We start from the raw sequence: 15,646 nt of genomic DNA, 5'->3' as shown, positions 1-15,646 counted from the left end.
GTCGCGTTGTGGAGACTGCCGACAATTTTCCGCCACATCCGGGGCGGCCGGTGCGCAATTCGGATAGCACGACCCGCGAGACCGTCGAGGTCGACACCGTCGTCTGCGCCACCGGCTTCCGCCAGGAGGTGCCGTTCCTGTCCGACGAGCTGCAGCACCGCATCACCGACGAGCGCGGGAACTTCGAGCTCTATCGCCAGATCCTGCCCCACGATGTGCCCGGATTGACCTTCTGTGGCTACAACTCCTCGTTCTTCTCGCCGCTGTCGGCGGAGGTCGCGGCGATCTGGACCAGCGCGTACCTGCTCGGCGAACTCGAGCTGCCGCCGGTCGCCGAGCGGCGTGCCGCTGTGCAGGAACGCCTGCGCTGGATGGAGAAGCGCACCGAGAACCATCACGCGCGCGGCACGAACATCATCCCGTTCTCGATGCACAACATCGACGAGATGCTCGACGAGCTGGGCCTGAACGTGCCGAAGCCCCGTCGGGCTCAGCAGTGGTTGCTGCCCCCCGACGGTCGCGACTATTCCACGCTGCCCGAGCGCCTGATCGCGAAGCACGAGGCCCGCACCGGCGAGCGCATCGGACTCATCGAGCGCGAGAGGGGCCTGACCCCCACGACCTCCGCGCGGGGCGTGAAGGCATGACAGGTCAGGGAAAGGACGCCTATGACGTGGTCATCGTCGGCGCCGGCATCAACGGACTGGTCGCCGCCGCCGAGCTGTCGGGCGCGGGCATGAAGGTGGCGCTGGTCGACGAGCACGACCGGCCGGGCGGCTTCATCCGCTCCGACGAGCTCACCGAACCCGGGCACGTCCACGACACCTTCTCGTCCTGGCATCCCCTGTTCCACATCAGCCCCGCGTTCGGTGCTCTGATGCCGGAACTGGCCCGGCACGGGCTCGACTACTGCAACACCGACGGCGTCCTCACCGAGCGATCGGGCGCGACGGCGCGTACGCGGTGGCCCACCGGGACCCGAAGGTGACCGCGGAATCGCTGTCCCACAAGGGCGATACGGGGGCCTACCTCGCCGCCCTCGATCGGATGGGCGCCGACATCGACGCCATCGGTGCGCTGCTGGGCGTCGAGCTCCGCTCGACCGCGGCGGTGGGTCCGGTCTCGAAGCTGCTGCGACGCGGGGGCGTACGCCGGCTCGAGGCCTGGGGTCGCGACACCGCGGCGTCGGGCCGGTCGTGGGCCGACCGCCACTTCGCCGACCCCGAGGTCGACCAGCTGTGGGCGCCTTGGCTGCTCCACGCGGGACTGTCGCCCGACTCGGCCTCGGGTGGGCTGATGATGCCGCTGCTCGCGGCGACGATGCACGGGGCGGGACTGCCGGTGGTGAAGGGCGGGGCCGGCAACTTCGTCAGGGCCTTCGAGGGTCTCCTGGCCGAGCGCGGCGTCGAGCTCGTCCTCGGCCGTCGCGTCGACGAGATCGTCGTGGCCGGCGGACGTGCCCAGGGGGTGCGTACCGGCTCGGAACGCCTGGCCGCGTCCACAGCCGTCCTTGCCTCGGTCACCCCCGACGTCCTGTGGAACGGGCTGCTCGCCGGCGGCGGCCACCAGGCGGAGCGCCGCGAGGCGCGTGACTATCGGTTCGGCCGGGCGGCGATTCAGGTTCACGTCGCCCTGTCGTCGCCGCTGGAGTGGGCCGCGAGCGAGCTGAACGGCGCACCGCTGGTGCACCTGTCGGACGGCTCCGGCTCGACCGGCATCGCCTGCGCCGAGGCGTCGGTCGGGGTGCTGCCGCGCCGGCCCACGGTGGCGGTCGGCCAGCAGTTCCTGCTGGACCCGTCGCGCGTACCGGCCGGCGAGGGCCAGGTCTGGCTGCAGCTGCAGGAGGTCCCGTACGCCCCGGTGGCCGACGCCGCCGGCGAACTGGACGTCCGCGGCGGCTGGAGCGACGAGCTCGTCGACGGCTATGTCGACCGGGTGCTCGGCCTGGTCGAGGAGGCGGCGCCGGGTACGCGGGCGAAGGTGCGGTCGGTGAAGGCGTTCAGCCCCCGCGACCTGGAGGCGTACAACGCGAACGCGCACCGCGGCGACCCCTACAGCGGGTCGGCCGAGCTGGACCAGAACCTGATGTGGCGGCCGGGGCCCGTGACCGCCCGTCACCGCACGGCCGTCGACGGACTGTGGCACATCGGCGCCTCCACCCACCCGGGGCCCGGGCTCGGGGGAGGTTCGGGCCATCTCGTCGCCCAGGCGCTGATCGGGCGCGACCGTCCACGCGGTGAGCGGATCACCTCCCTGTTCCGCCGCTGAGCGCTAACCTGTCCCCTCGTGACCACCGCCCACGCGATCGACGAGCGCACCGAGACGCTGCCGCGCCACCAGCAGCTGATCGTGACGATCTTCGGGCTGTACGCGCGCCAGCACGGCGGCGTCGTCGCCGTCGCGGAGCTCATCACGCTGCTGGGTGACCTCGGGGCCGAGGGATCGGCCGTGCGGTCGTCGGTCTCGCGGCTCAAGAAGCGCGGCGCCCTCGAGAGCGTGCGCGTCGGGGGAGTGGCGGCGTACGCGCTCTCCGATGCGCTCAAGCGCGTGTTCGTCGAGGGCGACAGCCGCATCTTCTCGGCCGATCGCGCGACGCTCGACGACCCGTGGCTGCTGGCGGCGTTCACGGTTCCGGAGTCGCAGCGCCACCTGCGCCACAAGATCAGGTCGCTGTTCACGCGGCGCGGATTCGGCTCGGTCACGCCCGGGCTGTGGATCGCGCCCGGGCGGCTGCACGCGTCGATCAGCGCCGAGCTGGCGGAGGCCGGGCTGGCCGACTATGTGGACTTCTTCTCCGCCGACTTCCTCGGTGACGAGATCGCGGCGAAGGTCGACCAGTGGTGGGACCTCGAGGAGTTGGGCGCGCTCTATGGCGACTTCCTGGCCCGCACCGAGCCCGTCGCCGCGCGCTGGGCCGAGGCTGAGCCGACGCCGCGGGAGGCGTTCCGCGACTACATCCCGCTGGTGACGCAGTGGCGTCGACTGCCCTATCTCGACCCGGGCCTGCCGGTGGACGTGCTCCCGGACCCGTGGCCGGGACAGCACGCCGCCGACCTGTTCTTCGGCCTGCACAAGCGGCTGGCGCCGCTGGCGGCGGACCACGCGGAATCGGTGCTGCAGCTGCAGGTGTAGGGCCGCGGTCGCTCGTTCCTCGGGAACCCTGCCCCTCGTTCCTCGGGGACCCAACTTGTGCACACCGCTGCACGAGTTGGGTGCCGGGACCCGCGTGTGGACCCAACTCGTGCACACGCGACACGAGGTACGCGGGGCCGCCTACACACCCATCCGTACGCGGCCCCGCGTACCGGCCCATCCGTACGCGGCCCCGCGTACCGGCCCATCCGTACGCGGCCCCGCGTACGAACCGGCGCTCGTCCCCTCCCCAAGGACGATTCATCTCGCTCGTTGATCACACGGCCGGAAAGAGTGTCGAACGGCCGATCAAGCTGAATCGTCCACCAATGCTCACCCGCGGCGAGCGCGCGCGATCGCCAGAGTCCGGCGTACCCAGGTGGAGGGCCGCTGCGGTTGCCCTGGTGAGCACAGCCCGGGAGTCATACGCGTGCGCGGGCCAACGCCTCGGGGCTGGACGCGTCGCACGTCCGCAGATAGGTCCCGGGCAGTACGCGGGTCAGCGCGCCCTGGTCCACGAGCCGACTGACGCGCGATCGGAGGGGTGAGGATCGGGGCACGCGGAGCGCCGCGCACCGCGCGAGGATGTCATCGATGTCCATGGCCGCACCATGGCTGCCAATCGCGAGAACGGTTCACCAGGAACCGCCACCTGTGGACAGTGGTGCGGGGTGCCACGCGCCTGTGGACAATCCATCCCGATCTTGGGGCCCGAACTGCTGATCGACCCCGAACCCCGTCACGGCGATGAATCGTCCACACCTCCCGTACGCAGGGGGTGACCTCAGCCCCCGATCTGGTCCTTGCTCGTCGGCATCAGGTCCTTGCCCGCGGCCGGCCCCTCGAGGAACCGGTTGGGCTTCAGGAAGCAGCAGAACACGAGCGCGCCGTCGGGCGAGTGGGCACTGTGCTGGTTGCCCTTGGGGCGCCACGAGAAGTTGCCCTTCGTCGCCACGCCTTCAGCGTCGACGATCGAACCTTCGAGCACGAAGGTCTGCTCGATCTCCACGTGCTCGTGCTTGTAGAGCGTCGCGCCCGGCTGCCAGCGGAACAGCGCCGTGAGCAGGCCGGTCTCGGGCTCGGACAGGAGCACCTTCATCTCGATGCCCTCGGAGGCGGTCGGCTCCCACGGCAGCGACTCGACGTCGACATAGCGCGACGCGAGCGGCGGGAGCTCGTTGAGGTGGTCGGCGTTCGGAGTGATGGCGGGGCTCATGATGTCTCCTGGATGTCGTCCGTCGGCGCCGCGTTGCGCCCGGTGATCATGTATCGCTTATTTTGCGACCGTCATGTAGCGTCAACATAACACGGTGCAACCCCGCTGAGAAGACCCCTGGAGGCCATGCCATGCGCAAGGAGACCATCAATCCGGAGAGCCTGCCGAAGCCGTCCGGCTATGCCCACGGCACGAAGGTCGGCGACACCATCTGGCTCGGCGGCCAGACCGCGCTCGACAAGGACATGAACATCGTCCCGGGCGGCATCGTCGAGCAGTTCACGCAGGCCTTCTCCAACGTCCTGGCCACGCTCGAGGCCGCCGGCGGCCGCCCGGAAGACCTCGTGGAGGTGACGATCTATCTCACCGACGTCGACGACTACCTGGCCCACGGCCGCGAGATCGGCCGGATCTGGCGCGAGATGGCCGGGCGCGACTATCCGGCGATGGCCGGCATCGGCATCACCCGCCTGTGGCAGCCCGAGGCCATGATCGAGATCAAGGGCGTCGCGGTCATCGGCTCGGGCGCGGCGCGCCAGGGCTGAGTCGTACGCAACCCCGCGTACGCGCGGTTCGCGTTCCGGATAGCCCCGGCGTCCCACGGGCTGAAGGATGGTCTTTCGGTCGCGCGCCGCGAGGCGTAGCGTCGAACGTGTTCGTGACGATCGTCGTCAAACGGCAATGCTGCCGAGGAGAGGACCATCATGGCCGAGCGGTCATTCGCAGCCGAGGTGAAGCACCTGCGCAAGGGTGCGGGGGAGACCTTCGCGGGTGAGGGCATCCTCGCCGTCACCAAGGCGCTGCTCCAGTCGGGGGTGGCCTATGTGGGCGGCTATCAGGGCGCCCCCATCTCCCACCTGATGGACGTCTTCGGTGACGCCAACGACCTGCTCGCCGAGCTCGGCGTCCACTTCGAGAACTCGGCCTCCGAGGCGACCGCCGCGGCGATGCTGGCCGCCAGCGTGCACTATCCGTTGCGCGGGGCGATCACGTTCAAGTCCACCGTCGGCACCAATGTGGCCTCCGACGCCCTCGCCAACCTCGCCTCCGGCGGCGTGAAGGGCGGCGCCCTGATCATCGTGGGCGAGGACTATGGCGAGGGATCCTCGATCATGCAGGAACGCAGCCACGCGTTCGCCATGAAGTCGCAGATGTGGCTGCTCGACCCGCGCCCCAACATCGACGCGATCGTGTCGTCGGTCGAGCATGGCTTCGCGCTGTCGGAAGTGTCGAACACCCCGGTGATGCTGGAGTTGCGCCTGCGCTCGTGCCACCTCACGGGATCCTTCACCGCCAAGGACAATCGCCGCCCCCTCATGACGGTGAAGGAGGCCGCGGCGAACCCCCGGCAGGACGGCTCGCGCATCGTGCTGCCCCCGATGTCGTTCGCCCACGAGATCGAGAAGGTGGAGAAGCGCTGGCCGGCGGCGGTCGCGTACATCAAGGAGCACGGCCTGAACGAGGTCTTCGCCGACGGCGCCGCCGACGTCGGAATCCTTGTGCAGGGAGGGCTTTACAACACCATGAACCGCGGCCTCGAGCTCCTGGGCGCCTCCGATGCGTTCGGTGACACAACCGTGCCGACCTACGTCATGAACGTGACCTATCCCGTCGTCGACGACGAGGTCGTCGAGTTCTGCCGCGGCAAGAAGGCGGTCCTGCTGGTCGAGGAGGGCCAGCCGGACTATCTCGAGCAGAACGTCGCCACCGTTCTGCGCCGCGCCGGCGTCGACACCCCGCTGCACGGCAAGGACATGTTCGCCAAGGCGGGGGAATACACGCCCACGTTGATGACGCGGGGTCTGGCGAAGTTCCTCGACCGGTACGCGCCGCAGCTCGTCCTCGACCGGCCGAGCCTCCTGCTCGACGCCGATGACCCCGCCTCGCCCTTCGCGCGCCGCGTCGATGCGGCCGCGGTGCAGCCACGCCCGCCTGGCCTGTGCACCGGCTGCCCCGAGCGGCCGATCTTCTCGGCGCTGAAGCTTGCGGAGAAGGAGACCGGCAAGCATCACGTGTCGGCCGACATCGGTTGCCACCTGTTCGGCTCGGGCGCTCCGTTCAACCTCGGCGCGACGACGATGGGCTACGGACTCGGATCGGCGGGCGGCGCGGCCTTCGACTCGAAGGACGGCGGGCGCCGGTCGATCGCGATCATGGGCGACGGCGGCTTCTGGCACAACGGGCTCACCTCGGGCGTCGGCAACGCCGTCTTCAACCGGTCCGACCAGATGCTGGTGGTCGTCGACAACGCGTACGCGGCCGCGACCGGCGGCCAGGACATCCTGTCCAGCCAGGCGGAGAACCCGATCCGCTCGACGCAGCACTCGATCGAGCGGGCCGTACGCGGGGTCGGCGTGACCTGGGCGAAGACCGTGACCAACACGTTCAAGGTGCGCGAGCTCAAGGAGGTCTTCGTCGACGCACTCACGACCGACAAGCCGGGGCCCAAGGTCGTCGTGGCCCAGAGCGAGTGCCAACTCAATCGCCAGCGACGCGTGTCCAAGCAGGAGAAGCAGGAGTTGGCCGACGGGAAGCGCGTGGTGCGGCAGCGCTTCGGCGTCGACGCCGAGACGTGCACGGGTGACCATGCGTGCATCCGCATCTCGGGCTGTCCGTCGCTGACGATCGCGCCCAACCCCGACCCCATGCGCCAGGATCCCGTCGCGACGGTCATCGACTCGTGCGTGGGGTGCGGGGTCTGCGGCGCGAACGCCCACGCGGCCGCGCTCTGCCCGTCGTTCTATCGCACCGACGTGGTGCAGAACCCGACCCGGGTCGATGCCGCGCTCGGGAAGGTACGCAGGGCCTGGATCGGCCTGCTCAGCAAGGGGATCGAGGCGCGTGCCGCGCGGATCGAGGTGGACGCATGACCGCGACGAAGACCGAGGCCCCGAAGACGCCGGGCGCGACGAGCGCCTGGGGGCGGGGAGATCGGCCGCTCACGATCGCCGTGCTGGCGATGGGCGGCGAGGGCGGCGGCGTGCTGTCGAACTGGATCGCCGACACCGGCCGCGAGCAGGGCTGGATCGCCCAGAACACCTCGGTGGCGGGCGTGGCCCAGCGGACGGGGGCGACCGTCTACTACATCGAGATGTATCCGCCGACCGGTCGCCCCGACGGCTCGTTCCGTTCCGAGCCAGTGATGTCGACGATGCCGACGCCGGGCCAGGTCGACGTGGTCGTCGCCTCGGAGCTGATGGAGGCGGGTCGCGCGGTGCAGCGCGGGTTCGTCACGCCCGACCGCACCACGCTCATCGCGTCCACCAACCGCGTCTATTCGATCGACGAGAAGTCTCGGCTGGGCGACGGCCGCGTCGACTCCTCGGCGCTGCTGGCGGGTGCCGAGAACGCCGCGAAAGTGTTGGTGAGCAGTGATTTCATGAAGCTGGCGGTCGACGCGCGCTCGGTGATCTCCGCGTCGCTGTTCGGCGCGCTGGCCGGGTCGGGCGCGCTGCCCTTCACACGGGAGCAGTTCGAGCAGACGATCCGCGCGACCGGCAAGGGCGTCGAGCCCTCGCTGCGCGCGTTTGCGGCGGGCTTCGACGTGGCCCGCGAGGCGCGCGATCCCAAGCCCGCCACGGCCTCCGGGGGAGAGCCGGTGCTGGTGCAGATCGGCCGGCGCCCGCGTACGCCCGAGGAGGACCAGGCCGACCGCGACCGCGAACTGTCCGTGGTGGCTTCCCGTGATCCGCGGTCGCTGGTCGGCCCACTGTTGGCCCACCAGGCCGACCGCATCGGACTCTCGTTCCCGGCCGCGTCCCGATTGATGCTCCTGCGCGGCTGTGCGCGGACGGCGATGTATCAGGACGTCGCGTACGCGGACCGCTATCTGAACCGCGTCGCGCGCCTGCTGGGCTTCGAGAAGGAGGCCGACGGGGAAGCGCGGATGATGACCGAGGCGGCGCGCTGGATCGCGCTGTGGATGTGTTATCAGGACACGATCCACGTGGGGCTGCAGAAGTCGAGGCGCGCGCGCATCGCGGGCATCCGCGACGAGGCGAGGGCGGAGGACGAGCAGCCGGTGCAGGTGCGGGAATATCTCCACCCGCAGCTCGAGGAGATCACCGACACCCTGCCCGTGGGTCTGGGGGCCTATCTGCGGGAGAGCGCGGCCTTCGCGAAGCTCGTGCATCTCGTGGCCCACAAGGGGATCGTGGTGAACACCACCGGCATCCTGGGCTACACGACCATGTCGACGCTGGCGCGGTTGCGGCCGATCCGTCCGCGATCGCTGCGGTTCGGGGTCGAGCAGCGCAAGATCGACCTGTGGCTCGACCGGGTCGGCGTGATCGCCCAGCGCGACTACGACCTCGCGGTCGAGGTGGTCTGCTGCGCCCGCGTGCTCAAGGGCTATGGCGAGACCTGGGCGCGGGGCGAGAAGAGCTTCGACGCCCTGATGGTCGCCGCGGACGCCCTGGTCGGCCGCGGTGACGCCGCTGCGACCCTGAAGCGCCTCCGCGACGCGGCCCTCGTCGCGGAGGACGGGGGAGCGCTGGAGGCGGCGCTGGAGCGCGAGGGGCTGGCGTAGGGGGCGCCGGCGAGTCGAAGCCTCAGTCGGTCACGTTGGCTGAGCGAGCGCCAGCGAGTCGAAGCCTCAGGCCGATGGGTCCAGCAGCAGCGCCCTGATCCCGTCTGGCCAGCGCTCGGAGCGACCCTTCGGGTCGGGGCAGTACGCCACCACGTGGCGGCACTCGATCGCGAGGCGTTCCGGGCCCTCGGGGCCGGCCGGGTGGGTGACGGACGTGCCGAATGTCGCCGAGCTTCCGCCGACCCGGAGAATGCCCGTCGTGACGTTGATCGCGTCGCCGAAGAAGATGCGGTCGGAGAAGTCGATCTCGATGTGCACCCGGGGCACGCGAGGGACGACGTGCACCAGTCCCAGGTCGCGCCAGAGGTCGTGCTCGCCCTCCTCGAGCCAGCGGACGGCCGCGGAGAAGTGGTTGTGCCCGGCGGCGTCGGTCTCGGCCCACGTCAGGTGGCGCCGCAGCGTCCTCCGGGCGCCGATCATCTCGTCCACCACGCTCATGGAACTCCTTCTCCCGCGTCGAATCCGTGCCGTCACGGGGGTGTTCAAACCCCGCGTACGAGTGCTATGTTCAGCATGTGTGACGATCGTAACAACAACGACACACCCGTCTCGCGTCGTCCAGGAGCCACCGTATGCGCCTCGCCACCCTTCGCAGCGCCACGACCACCACCGCGGCCGTCAGTGATGACGCGGCGGGGGACACCTGGCGTGCCATCGATGCCCCCGACCTGAGCGTGCTGTTCGCGCGGCCCGATCGTCAGGCGCTGATCGAGGCGGGCGCCGCGTCGGGTCAGGTGGTCGAGCCGATCGCGTTCGAGACCCCCCTCCCGTCCCCGGCCAAGGTGATCTGTTGCGGACTGAACTATGGCGACCACATCGCGGAGGTCGGCCGCGAGAAGCCTGACTTCCCCACGTTGTTCGTGAAGTTCGCCGACTCGCTGAGGGCCGACGGGGCGGACATCGTCGTGCGCGACTCGACCATGGTCGACTGGGAGGCCGAACTCGCGGTGGTGGTGGGTGCCACGCTGACCCGCGCCGGTCGGGACGAGGCCGCCGCCGCCATCGCCGGCTGGACGGTCGCCAACGACATCTCCATGCGCGACTGGCAGAAGCGCACCCTGCAGTGGTTCCAGGGCAAGGCCTGGGACGGCTGCACCCCGGTGGGGCCTTGGGTGGTCACCCCGGACGCGTTCGATCCGGCCGCCGGCGTACGCGTCCGCTGCGAGATCAACGGCGAGGAGGTCCAGAACGGCGACCCCGGGACGCTGATCTTCGACGCGGCCGACCTGCTCTCCTACGTGTCCACGTTCACGACGCTCCGCGCCGGAGACCTCGTCCTGACCGGTACGCCGGGCGGGGTCGGTCTCGGCATGGAGCCGCAACGTTTCCTGTCCGACGGTGACGAGGTCGTCACCGAGGTCACCGGGCTCGGCCGACTCGTCAACCGCATTCGCTTCGCCTGAAGGGATTTCCTGTGCAGCCCACCGCCGAGACCATGCTCGCCGCACTCATGCTGACCGAGACGGCGCCGGAGCTCTTCGACCGAGCGTGGACGGCCTCGACGCAGTATTGCCCCTGGCCCAAGGCGTACGGGGGCGACATGGTCGCCCAGGCGGCCGCAGCCGCGATGCTGTCGGTCACCGACGACAAGGTCATGCACTCGATGCACTCCTACTTCATGCGGCCCGTCGACATCGGTGCGGAGGTGCGCTACGAGGTCGAGATCCTGCGTGACGGCCGTGGGTACGCGACCCGCCAGGCGCGGGCCCTGCAGAACGGCAAGGTGGTCTACGTGGCTCTGGCGTCGTTCACGACGGCCGATCCAGAACGTTCTCCGAGCGAGGGCCCTTCTCCGGAACGTTCTCCGAGCGAGGGCCCTTCTCCGGAACGTTCTCCGAGCGAGGGCCCTTCTCCGGAACGTTCTCCGAGCGAGGGCCCTTCTCCGGAACGTTCTCCGAGCGAGCGCCAGCGAGTCGAGGAGTACCACCAGTCCCTCCCCTCCGGCGTTCCCGACCCCGAGTCCCTGCCCTCCAGCGCCGAGGTGCTGGACGGCGTCGACGGCGACGCGGCCGCGTACTGGCGGGGTGGGCGCTCCTTCGACATGCGCCACGTCCCCGGGGCGATCTATTTCGAGGTCGACGGCGAGCCCGTGCCTCACGAAGGCGTGTGGGTGAAGGCCTTCTCGGCGTTGCCCGAGTCGCTCGGCCCCCTGTCGGGACCCGACCTCCAGCGGGCCGCCCTCGCGTACGTGTGTGATTACACGATCATCGAGCCCACCCTGCGACGGTTGGGGTACGCGTGGCAGGACGAGGGTCTGGTCACCGCGAGCCTCGACCACGCCATGTGGTTCCACCGCGACGCCCGCGTGGACGACTGGCTGTTCTATGCGCAGGAATCCGTGTCCGCACAGGCGCAGCGCGGCCTCGGCAGCGGACGCTTCTTCGACCGAGAAGGTCGCCTGATCGCGACGGTGCTGCAGGAGGCGATGATCCGCACACCCTGACCCCACGTTGGCTGAGCGAGCGCCAGCCCCACGTTGGCTGAGCGAGCGCCAGCCCCACGTTGGCTGAGCGAGCGCCAGCCCCACGTTGGCTGAGCGAGCGCCAGCGAGTCGAAGCCCCACCACCACACGAGATCAAGGACGATCCCATGCCACTGAGCCCCTCGGCCCACGTCGACACCTTCGCCCGTGACAACCTGCCGCCCGCCGACCGGTGGCCCGAGCTCGAGTTCACGTTGCCCGAACTGGACTATCCCGATCGTCTGAATGCCGCGTCGGCGCTGATCGACGCGGCCGTCGCCGAACACGGCCCCGACCGGCTGGCGCTGCTCACCCCCGAAGGTGTGCGGTGGACCTACGGAGACCTGCAGCGGAAGGCGAACCAGGTCGCCCAGGTGCTCGTCGAGGACTGCGGGCTCGTCCCGGGCAATCGCGTGATGCTGCGGTCTCCCAACAACCCGTGGCAGGTGGCGTGCTGGCTCGGCGTGCTGAAGGCGGGCGGTGTGGTCGTCACGACGATGCACGCCCTCCGCGCCGTCGAGGTCGAACCGCTCGTGCGGGTGACGAGGCCGACCGTGGCGATCGCCGACCACCGCTTCGTCGACGAGCTCCGCGACGCGGTGATCGGGTCCCACTTCGACGTGACCGTGTTGACCCACGGGGGTTCCGACGCCCGCGATCTCGTGCAGCGGTGCGAATCCAAGAGCGGCGAGTTCACGGCGGTCGAGACCGCGGCCGACGACGTCGCGCTCTTCGGCCCGACGTCCGGCACCACGGGCGTGTCCAAGGTCACGATGCACTTCCACCGCGACATCATGGCCAACGCCGACACCTTCTCGGCGCACGTCCTCAGGCCGACCAAGGATGACATCTTCGCCTGCTCGGCCCCCTTCGCGTTCACCTTCGGGCTGGGCGCACTCGTGGTGTTCCCCCTGCGGGTGGGCGCCGCGTCGCTGCTCACCGAGGGAGCGACGCCCCTGCAGCTGGCCCAGCTGGTGAAGGACGTCGGCGTGACGTGCCTGTTCACCGCACCCACCGCCTACCGCCAGATCCTCAAGAACAACAGCGAAAGCCTGCTGACAGGCGTACGCCGGGCCGTGTCGGCGGGCGAACACCTGCCGGCGGATGTGTGGCAGGAGGTCTTCGACCGCACGGGTCTCAGGCTGATCGACGGCATCGGCGCGACCGAGCTGCTGCACATCTTCATCTCCGCGGCCGATGACGACATCCGGCCGGGGGCGACGGGGCGGCCGGTGCCGGGATTCCGCGCGAAGATCCTCGCCAAGGACGGGTCAGACGCACCCGTGGGTGAGCTGGGCCGGCTGGCCGTACGCGGGCCCATCGGCTGCCGCTATCTCGCCGACGACCGCCAGCTCGACTATGTGGTCGACGGGTGGAACGTCACCGGCGACACGTTCCGCATGGATGAGGACGGCTACTTCTGGTACAGCGCGCGCAGCGACAACATGATCGTCTCGTCGGGCTACAACATCGGCGGACCGGAGGTCGAGGCGGCCATCGATCAGCACCCCGACGTCCGCGAGACCGCGGTGGTGGGGCGGCCCGATCCTGATCGTGGCGCTGTCGTGTGCGCGTTCATCGTGCTGGCCGACGGTGTCGTCGGCGATGACGCGAAGCGCAAGGAGATCCAGGACTTCGTGAAGCAGCGGATCGCCCCCTACAAATACCCGCGGGACGTCCGGTTCGTGCCGGCGCTGCCCCGCAACCCCAGCGGCAAGCTGCAGCACTTCAAGCTGCGCGACCAGGTCAGGGCCGAGACCGTGACCTCCCGACCCGACGCCTCCCAACCGGGCGCCTCCCAACCCACCAAGGAGAAGTGAGTCCATGAAGATCGCGATCATCGGAGGCGGCCCCGGCGGCCTGTACTTCGCGGCGCTCATGAAGCAGCTCGACCCGGACCACGAGATCACCGTGTGGGAACGGAACGCGCCCGACGACACGTTCGGCTTCGGCGTGGTCTTCTCCGACGAGACGCTGGGCGGCATCGGCAACGCCGACGAGGCCATCGCCCACGCCATGTCGAACCGTTTCGCGCGGTGGACCGACATCGACATCCACGTGGGTGGGGAGACGTTCACCGTGGGTGGGCAGGGATTCGCCGCGATGAGCCGCAAGGAACTGCTGGAGCTGCTCCAGAAGCGGGTCGCCGACCTCGACATCGACGTCCGGTATCGCACGATGGCCCCGGATGTCGACGAGCTGTCGCGTACGCACGACCTCGTGCTCGCCGCCGACGGTCTCCGGTCGATCGTCCGCGACCGGTACGCGGACACCTTCGGGCCTTCGCTCGACCGGCGCATCTGCAAATACATGTGGCTGGGCACCGACCAGGTCTTCGAGGCCTTCAAGTTCTTCGTGAAGAAGACCGAGTGGGGCGTGATGCAGATCCACGGCTATCCCTATTCCGATGAGGGTTCGACGTTCATCGTCGAGATGCACGAGGACGTCTGGCGCCGCGCGGGGTTCGACCGCACCGAGGACCAGGAGTTCCCGCCGGGGGTGTCCGACGAGTTCGCGATCGAGCGGATCAAGGAGATCTTCGCCGACGAGCTCGCCGGCCACCGGGTGCTGGCGAACAACTCGAAGTGGCTGAACTTCCACACGGTGCGCAACAACACGTGGGTACACGAGAACGTCGTGCTGTTGGGCGACGCCGCTCACACGGCCCACTTCTCCATCGGGTCGGGCACGAAGCTGGCGATGGAGGACTCGCTCGCGCTGGCGGCCTGCCTGTATGAGAACGGATCCATCCCCGAGGCGTTGGCCGCGTACGAGGCCGAGCGGCGCCCCGTCGTGGAGTCGACCCAGCGCGCGGCGCAGGCGTCGATGGAGTGGTTCGAGGGCATCAACACCTACGCCGACCAGGATCCCGAGCAGTTCGCGTTCAACCTGCTCACGCGGTCGCGTCGCATCACGCTCGACAACCTGCAGGTGCGCGACCCCGAGTTCGCCCGGCGTACGGTCGCGGGATTCGCGCGACGCAACGGATCGAGCGATCAGGCCGTGCCCGCGATGTTCCAGCCGTTCCGGCTCGGGTCGCTCGAGCTGAGCAACCGCATCATCGTGTCTCCCATGGACATGTATTCGGCCGTCGACGGCGTCCCCGGCGACTTCCACCTCGTCCACCTCGGGTCGAAGGCCCAGGGCGGGGCGGGGCTGGTGATGACCGAGATGGTCTGCGTCTCCCCGAAAGGCCGCATCACCCCGGGCTGCACCGGGCTGTGGAACGACGAGCAGACCGCTTCATGGCGGCGGATCGTCGACTTCGTCCACGCGAACTCGAGCGCGAAGATCGGCTGCCAGATCGGCCACTCGGGCCGCAAGGGGTCCACGAAGCTCATGTGGGAGGGGATCGACGACCCGCTGGCCGAGGGTGGCTGGGACGTCATCGGCCCGTCGGCGGTGGCCTACGGCGATGGAGGGAACGTGCCGCGCGAGATGACCCGTGACGACATGGACTGGGTCAAGGGCGAGTTCGTTGCGGCGGCACAGCGTGCCGCGGAGGCGGGCTTCGACGTCCTGGAACTGCACTGCGCCCATGGCTATCTGCTGTCGAGCTTCCTGTCACCGATCGCGAACCACCGCAGCGACGAGTACGGCGGCTCGGCCGAGAACCGGTTGCGCTATCCGCTGGAGGTGTTCGATGCGGTGCGCGCGGCCTGGCCGGCCGACAAGCCCCTGACCGTACGCATCTCTGCGACGGACTGGATTCCCGACGGCAACACCGTCGAGGACGCGGTGATGATGGCGAAGGCGTTCGTGGAGCACGGTGCCGCCGGCATCGACGTGTCGTCGGGCCAGGTCGCGAAGATCGAGCAGCCGGCGTACGGGCGGTCGTACCAGACGCCGTTCGCCGACCGGATCCGCAACGAGGTGGCGGCTCCCGCGGGCGCCGCGGTCATCGCGGTGGGCGCGATCTCGTCGTATGACGACGTGAACTCGATCCTGCTCGCAGGCCGCGCCGACCTCTGCGCGCTGGGGCGTACGCACCTCTATGACCCGCAGTGGACGCTCCATGCCGCCGCGGAGCAGGACTATCAGGGCCCGGGCGCGGAATGGCCGGACCAATACCGTGCCGGCCGCCGCAAGCCCCCGACGTCGCGCACCGACGCGGTCCGCCCGCGTCTGGCGCTGATCCAGGAGAAGGAGACCGACGAGCTCCCGACCCACATGCGCTGGATCGGCGGCCGCACGGTCGACGCCGCCTCGGGCGAGGCGTACGCACCCCCGGCCCACGTGTAGGACCCCG

14 protein-coding genes are annotated in these 15,646 nt (G+C 69.6%); 11 read left to right on the top strand and 3 right to left on the bottom strand.

Going from position 1 to position 15,646, the window contains the following annotated elements; translation table 11 throughout:
- Positions 1–50 precede the first annotated feature (50 nt).
- From ACYVAG_RS09025 to ACYVAG_RS09010, 4 genes are read left to right on the top strand one after another with little or no spacing between them, the layout of a single operon-like run.
- Positions 51–647 (top strand): hypothetical protein, encoded by a 597-nt coding sequence (locus ACYVAG_RS09025; RefSeq protein ID WP_460768981.1) that lies wholly within the window; start codon positions 51–53, stop codon positions 645–647.
- On the top strand, positions 644–988 hold the full coding sequence (locus ACYVAG_RS09020) for an FAD-dependent oxidoreductase (protein WP_460768979.1): 345 nt from the start codon (positions 644–646) through the stop codon (positions 986–988). Before ACYVAG_RS09025 ends, ACYVAG_RS09020 begins: the two co-directional genes overlap by 4 nt.
- A complete protein-coding gene (locus tag ACYVAG_RS09015; protein ID WP_460768977.1) occupies positions 964–2,268 on the top strand; it encodes a phytoene desaturase family protein in 1,305 nt (434 codons plus the stop codon). Before ACYVAG_RS09020 ends, ACYVAG_RS09015 begins: the two co-directional genes overlap by 25 nt.
- An 18-nt stretch (positions 2,269–2,286) precedes the next feature.
- Entirely contained in the window at positions 2,287–3,132 is an 846-nt protein-coding gene (locus tag ACYVAG_RS09010; RefSeq protein WP_460768976.1) for a PaaX family transcriptional regulator, read from the top strand.
- A gap of 422 nt (positions 3,133–3,554) precedes the next feature.
- Here ACYVAG_RS09010 and ACYVAG_RS09005 read toward each other — a convergent pair whose 3' ends face one another.
- Both ACYVAG_RS09005 and ACYVAG_RS09000 read right to left on the bottom strand, forming a co-directional pair.
- The gene (locus tag ACYVAG_RS09005) at positions 3,555–3,734 is read right to left on the bottom strand and encodes a hypothetical protein (protein ID WP_460768974.1); all 180 of its coding nucleotides are present in this window, start codon (positions 3,732–3,734) and stop codon (positions 3,555–3,557) included.
- A gap of 182 nt (positions 3,735–3,916) precedes the next feature.
- Positions 3,917–4,348, bottom strand: a complete 432-nt coding sequence (locus tag ACYVAG_RS09000; protein ID WP_460768972.1) for a cupin domain-containing protein — start codon at positions 4,346–4,348, stop codon at positions 3,917–3,919.
- Positions 4,349–4,479: 131 nt separating this feature from the next.
- Between ACYVAG_RS09000 and ACYVAG_RS08995 the strand changes: the two genes are divergently transcribed.
- The 3 genes from ACYVAG_RS08995 to ACYVAG_RS08985 all read left to right on the top strand — a co-directional run bounded on the left by ACYVAG_RS08995 (position 4,480) and on the right by ACYVAG_RS08985 (position 8,876).
- Positions 4,480–4,893 carry a RidA family protein gene (locus tag ACYVAG_RS08995; protein ID WP_460768970.1) on the top strand — a complete coding sequence of 138 codons (414 nt, stop codon included), beginning with the start codon at positions 4,480–4,482 and terminating at the stop codon, positions 4,891–4,893.
- Positions 4,894–5,052: 159 nt separating this feature from the next.
- The gene (locus tag ACYVAG_RS08990) at positions 5,053–7,218 is read left to right on the top strand and encodes a thiamine pyrophosphate-dependent enzyme (RefSeq protein ID WP_460768968.1); all 2,166 of its coding nucleotides are present in this window, start codon (positions 5,053–5,055) and stop codon (positions 7,216–7,218) included.
- Complete coding sequence (locus ACYVAG_RS08985) at positions 7,215–8,876, top strand: indolepyruvate oxidoreductase subunit beta family protein (RefSeq protein WP_460768966.1); 1,662 nt, start codon at positions 7,215–7,217, stop codon at positions 8,874–8,876. The genes ACYVAG_RS08990 and ACYVAG_RS08985 overlap by 4 nt, the downstream gene beginning before the upstream one ends.
- Positions 8,877–8,942: 66 nt before the next feature.
- On the opposite strand, the gene ACYVAG_RS08980 is transcribed toward ACYVAG_RS08985, so the two are convergent.
- The gene (locus tag ACYVAG_RS08980; protein ID WP_460768964.1) at positions 8,943–9,374 is read right to left on the bottom strand and encodes an acyl-CoA thioesterase; all 432 of its coding nucleotides are present in this window, start codon (positions 9,372–9,374) and stop codon (positions 8,943–8,945) included.
- Between the two features lie 134 nt (positions 9,375–9,508).
- On the opposite strand from ACYVAG_RS08980, the gene ACYVAG_RS08975 reads away from it, so the two are divergent.
- The 4 genes from ACYVAG_RS08975 to ACYVAG_RS08960 all read left to right on the top strand — a co-directional run bounded on the left by ACYVAG_RS08975 (position 9,509) and on the right by ACYVAG_RS08960 (position 15,639).
- Positions 9,509–10,339: a fumarylacetoacetate hydrolase family protein gene (locus ACYVAG_RS08975; RefSeq protein WP_460768962.1), complete on the top strand. Its 831-nt coding sequence runs from the start codon at positions 9,509–9,511 to the stop codon at positions 10,337–10,339.
- Between the two features lie 11 nt (positions 10,340–10,350).
- Entirely contained in the window at positions 10,351–11,379 is a 1,029-nt protein-coding gene (locus ACYVAG_RS08970; RefSeq protein WP_460768961.1) for an acyl-CoA thioesterase, read from the top strand.
- Between the two features lie 146 nt (positions 11,380–11,525).
- Positions 11,526–13,217 carry an AMP-binding protein gene (locus tag ACYVAG_RS08965; RefSeq protein WP_460768959.1) on the top strand — a complete coding sequence of 564 codons (1,692 nt, stop codon included), beginning with the start codon at positions 11,526–11,528 and terminating at the stop codon, positions 13,215–13,217.
- A gap of 4 nt (positions 13,218–13,221) precedes the next feature.
- Positions 13,222–15,639 carry a bifunctional salicylyl-CoA 5-hydroxylase/oxidoreductase gene (locus tag ACYVAG_RS08960; protein WP_460768957.1) on the top strand — a complete coding sequence of 806 codons (2,418 nt, stop codon included), beginning with the start codon at positions 13,222–13,224 and terminating at the stop codon, positions 15,637–15,639.
- Positions 15,640–15,646: the final 7 nt, after the last annotated feature.

The sequence above is a fragment of the Mariniluteicoccus flavus genome, assembly GCF_054776655.1.
The sequence above is the reverse complement of the archived record's forward strand: the minus strand, read 5'-3'. Positions and strand labels throughout refer to the sequence as shown.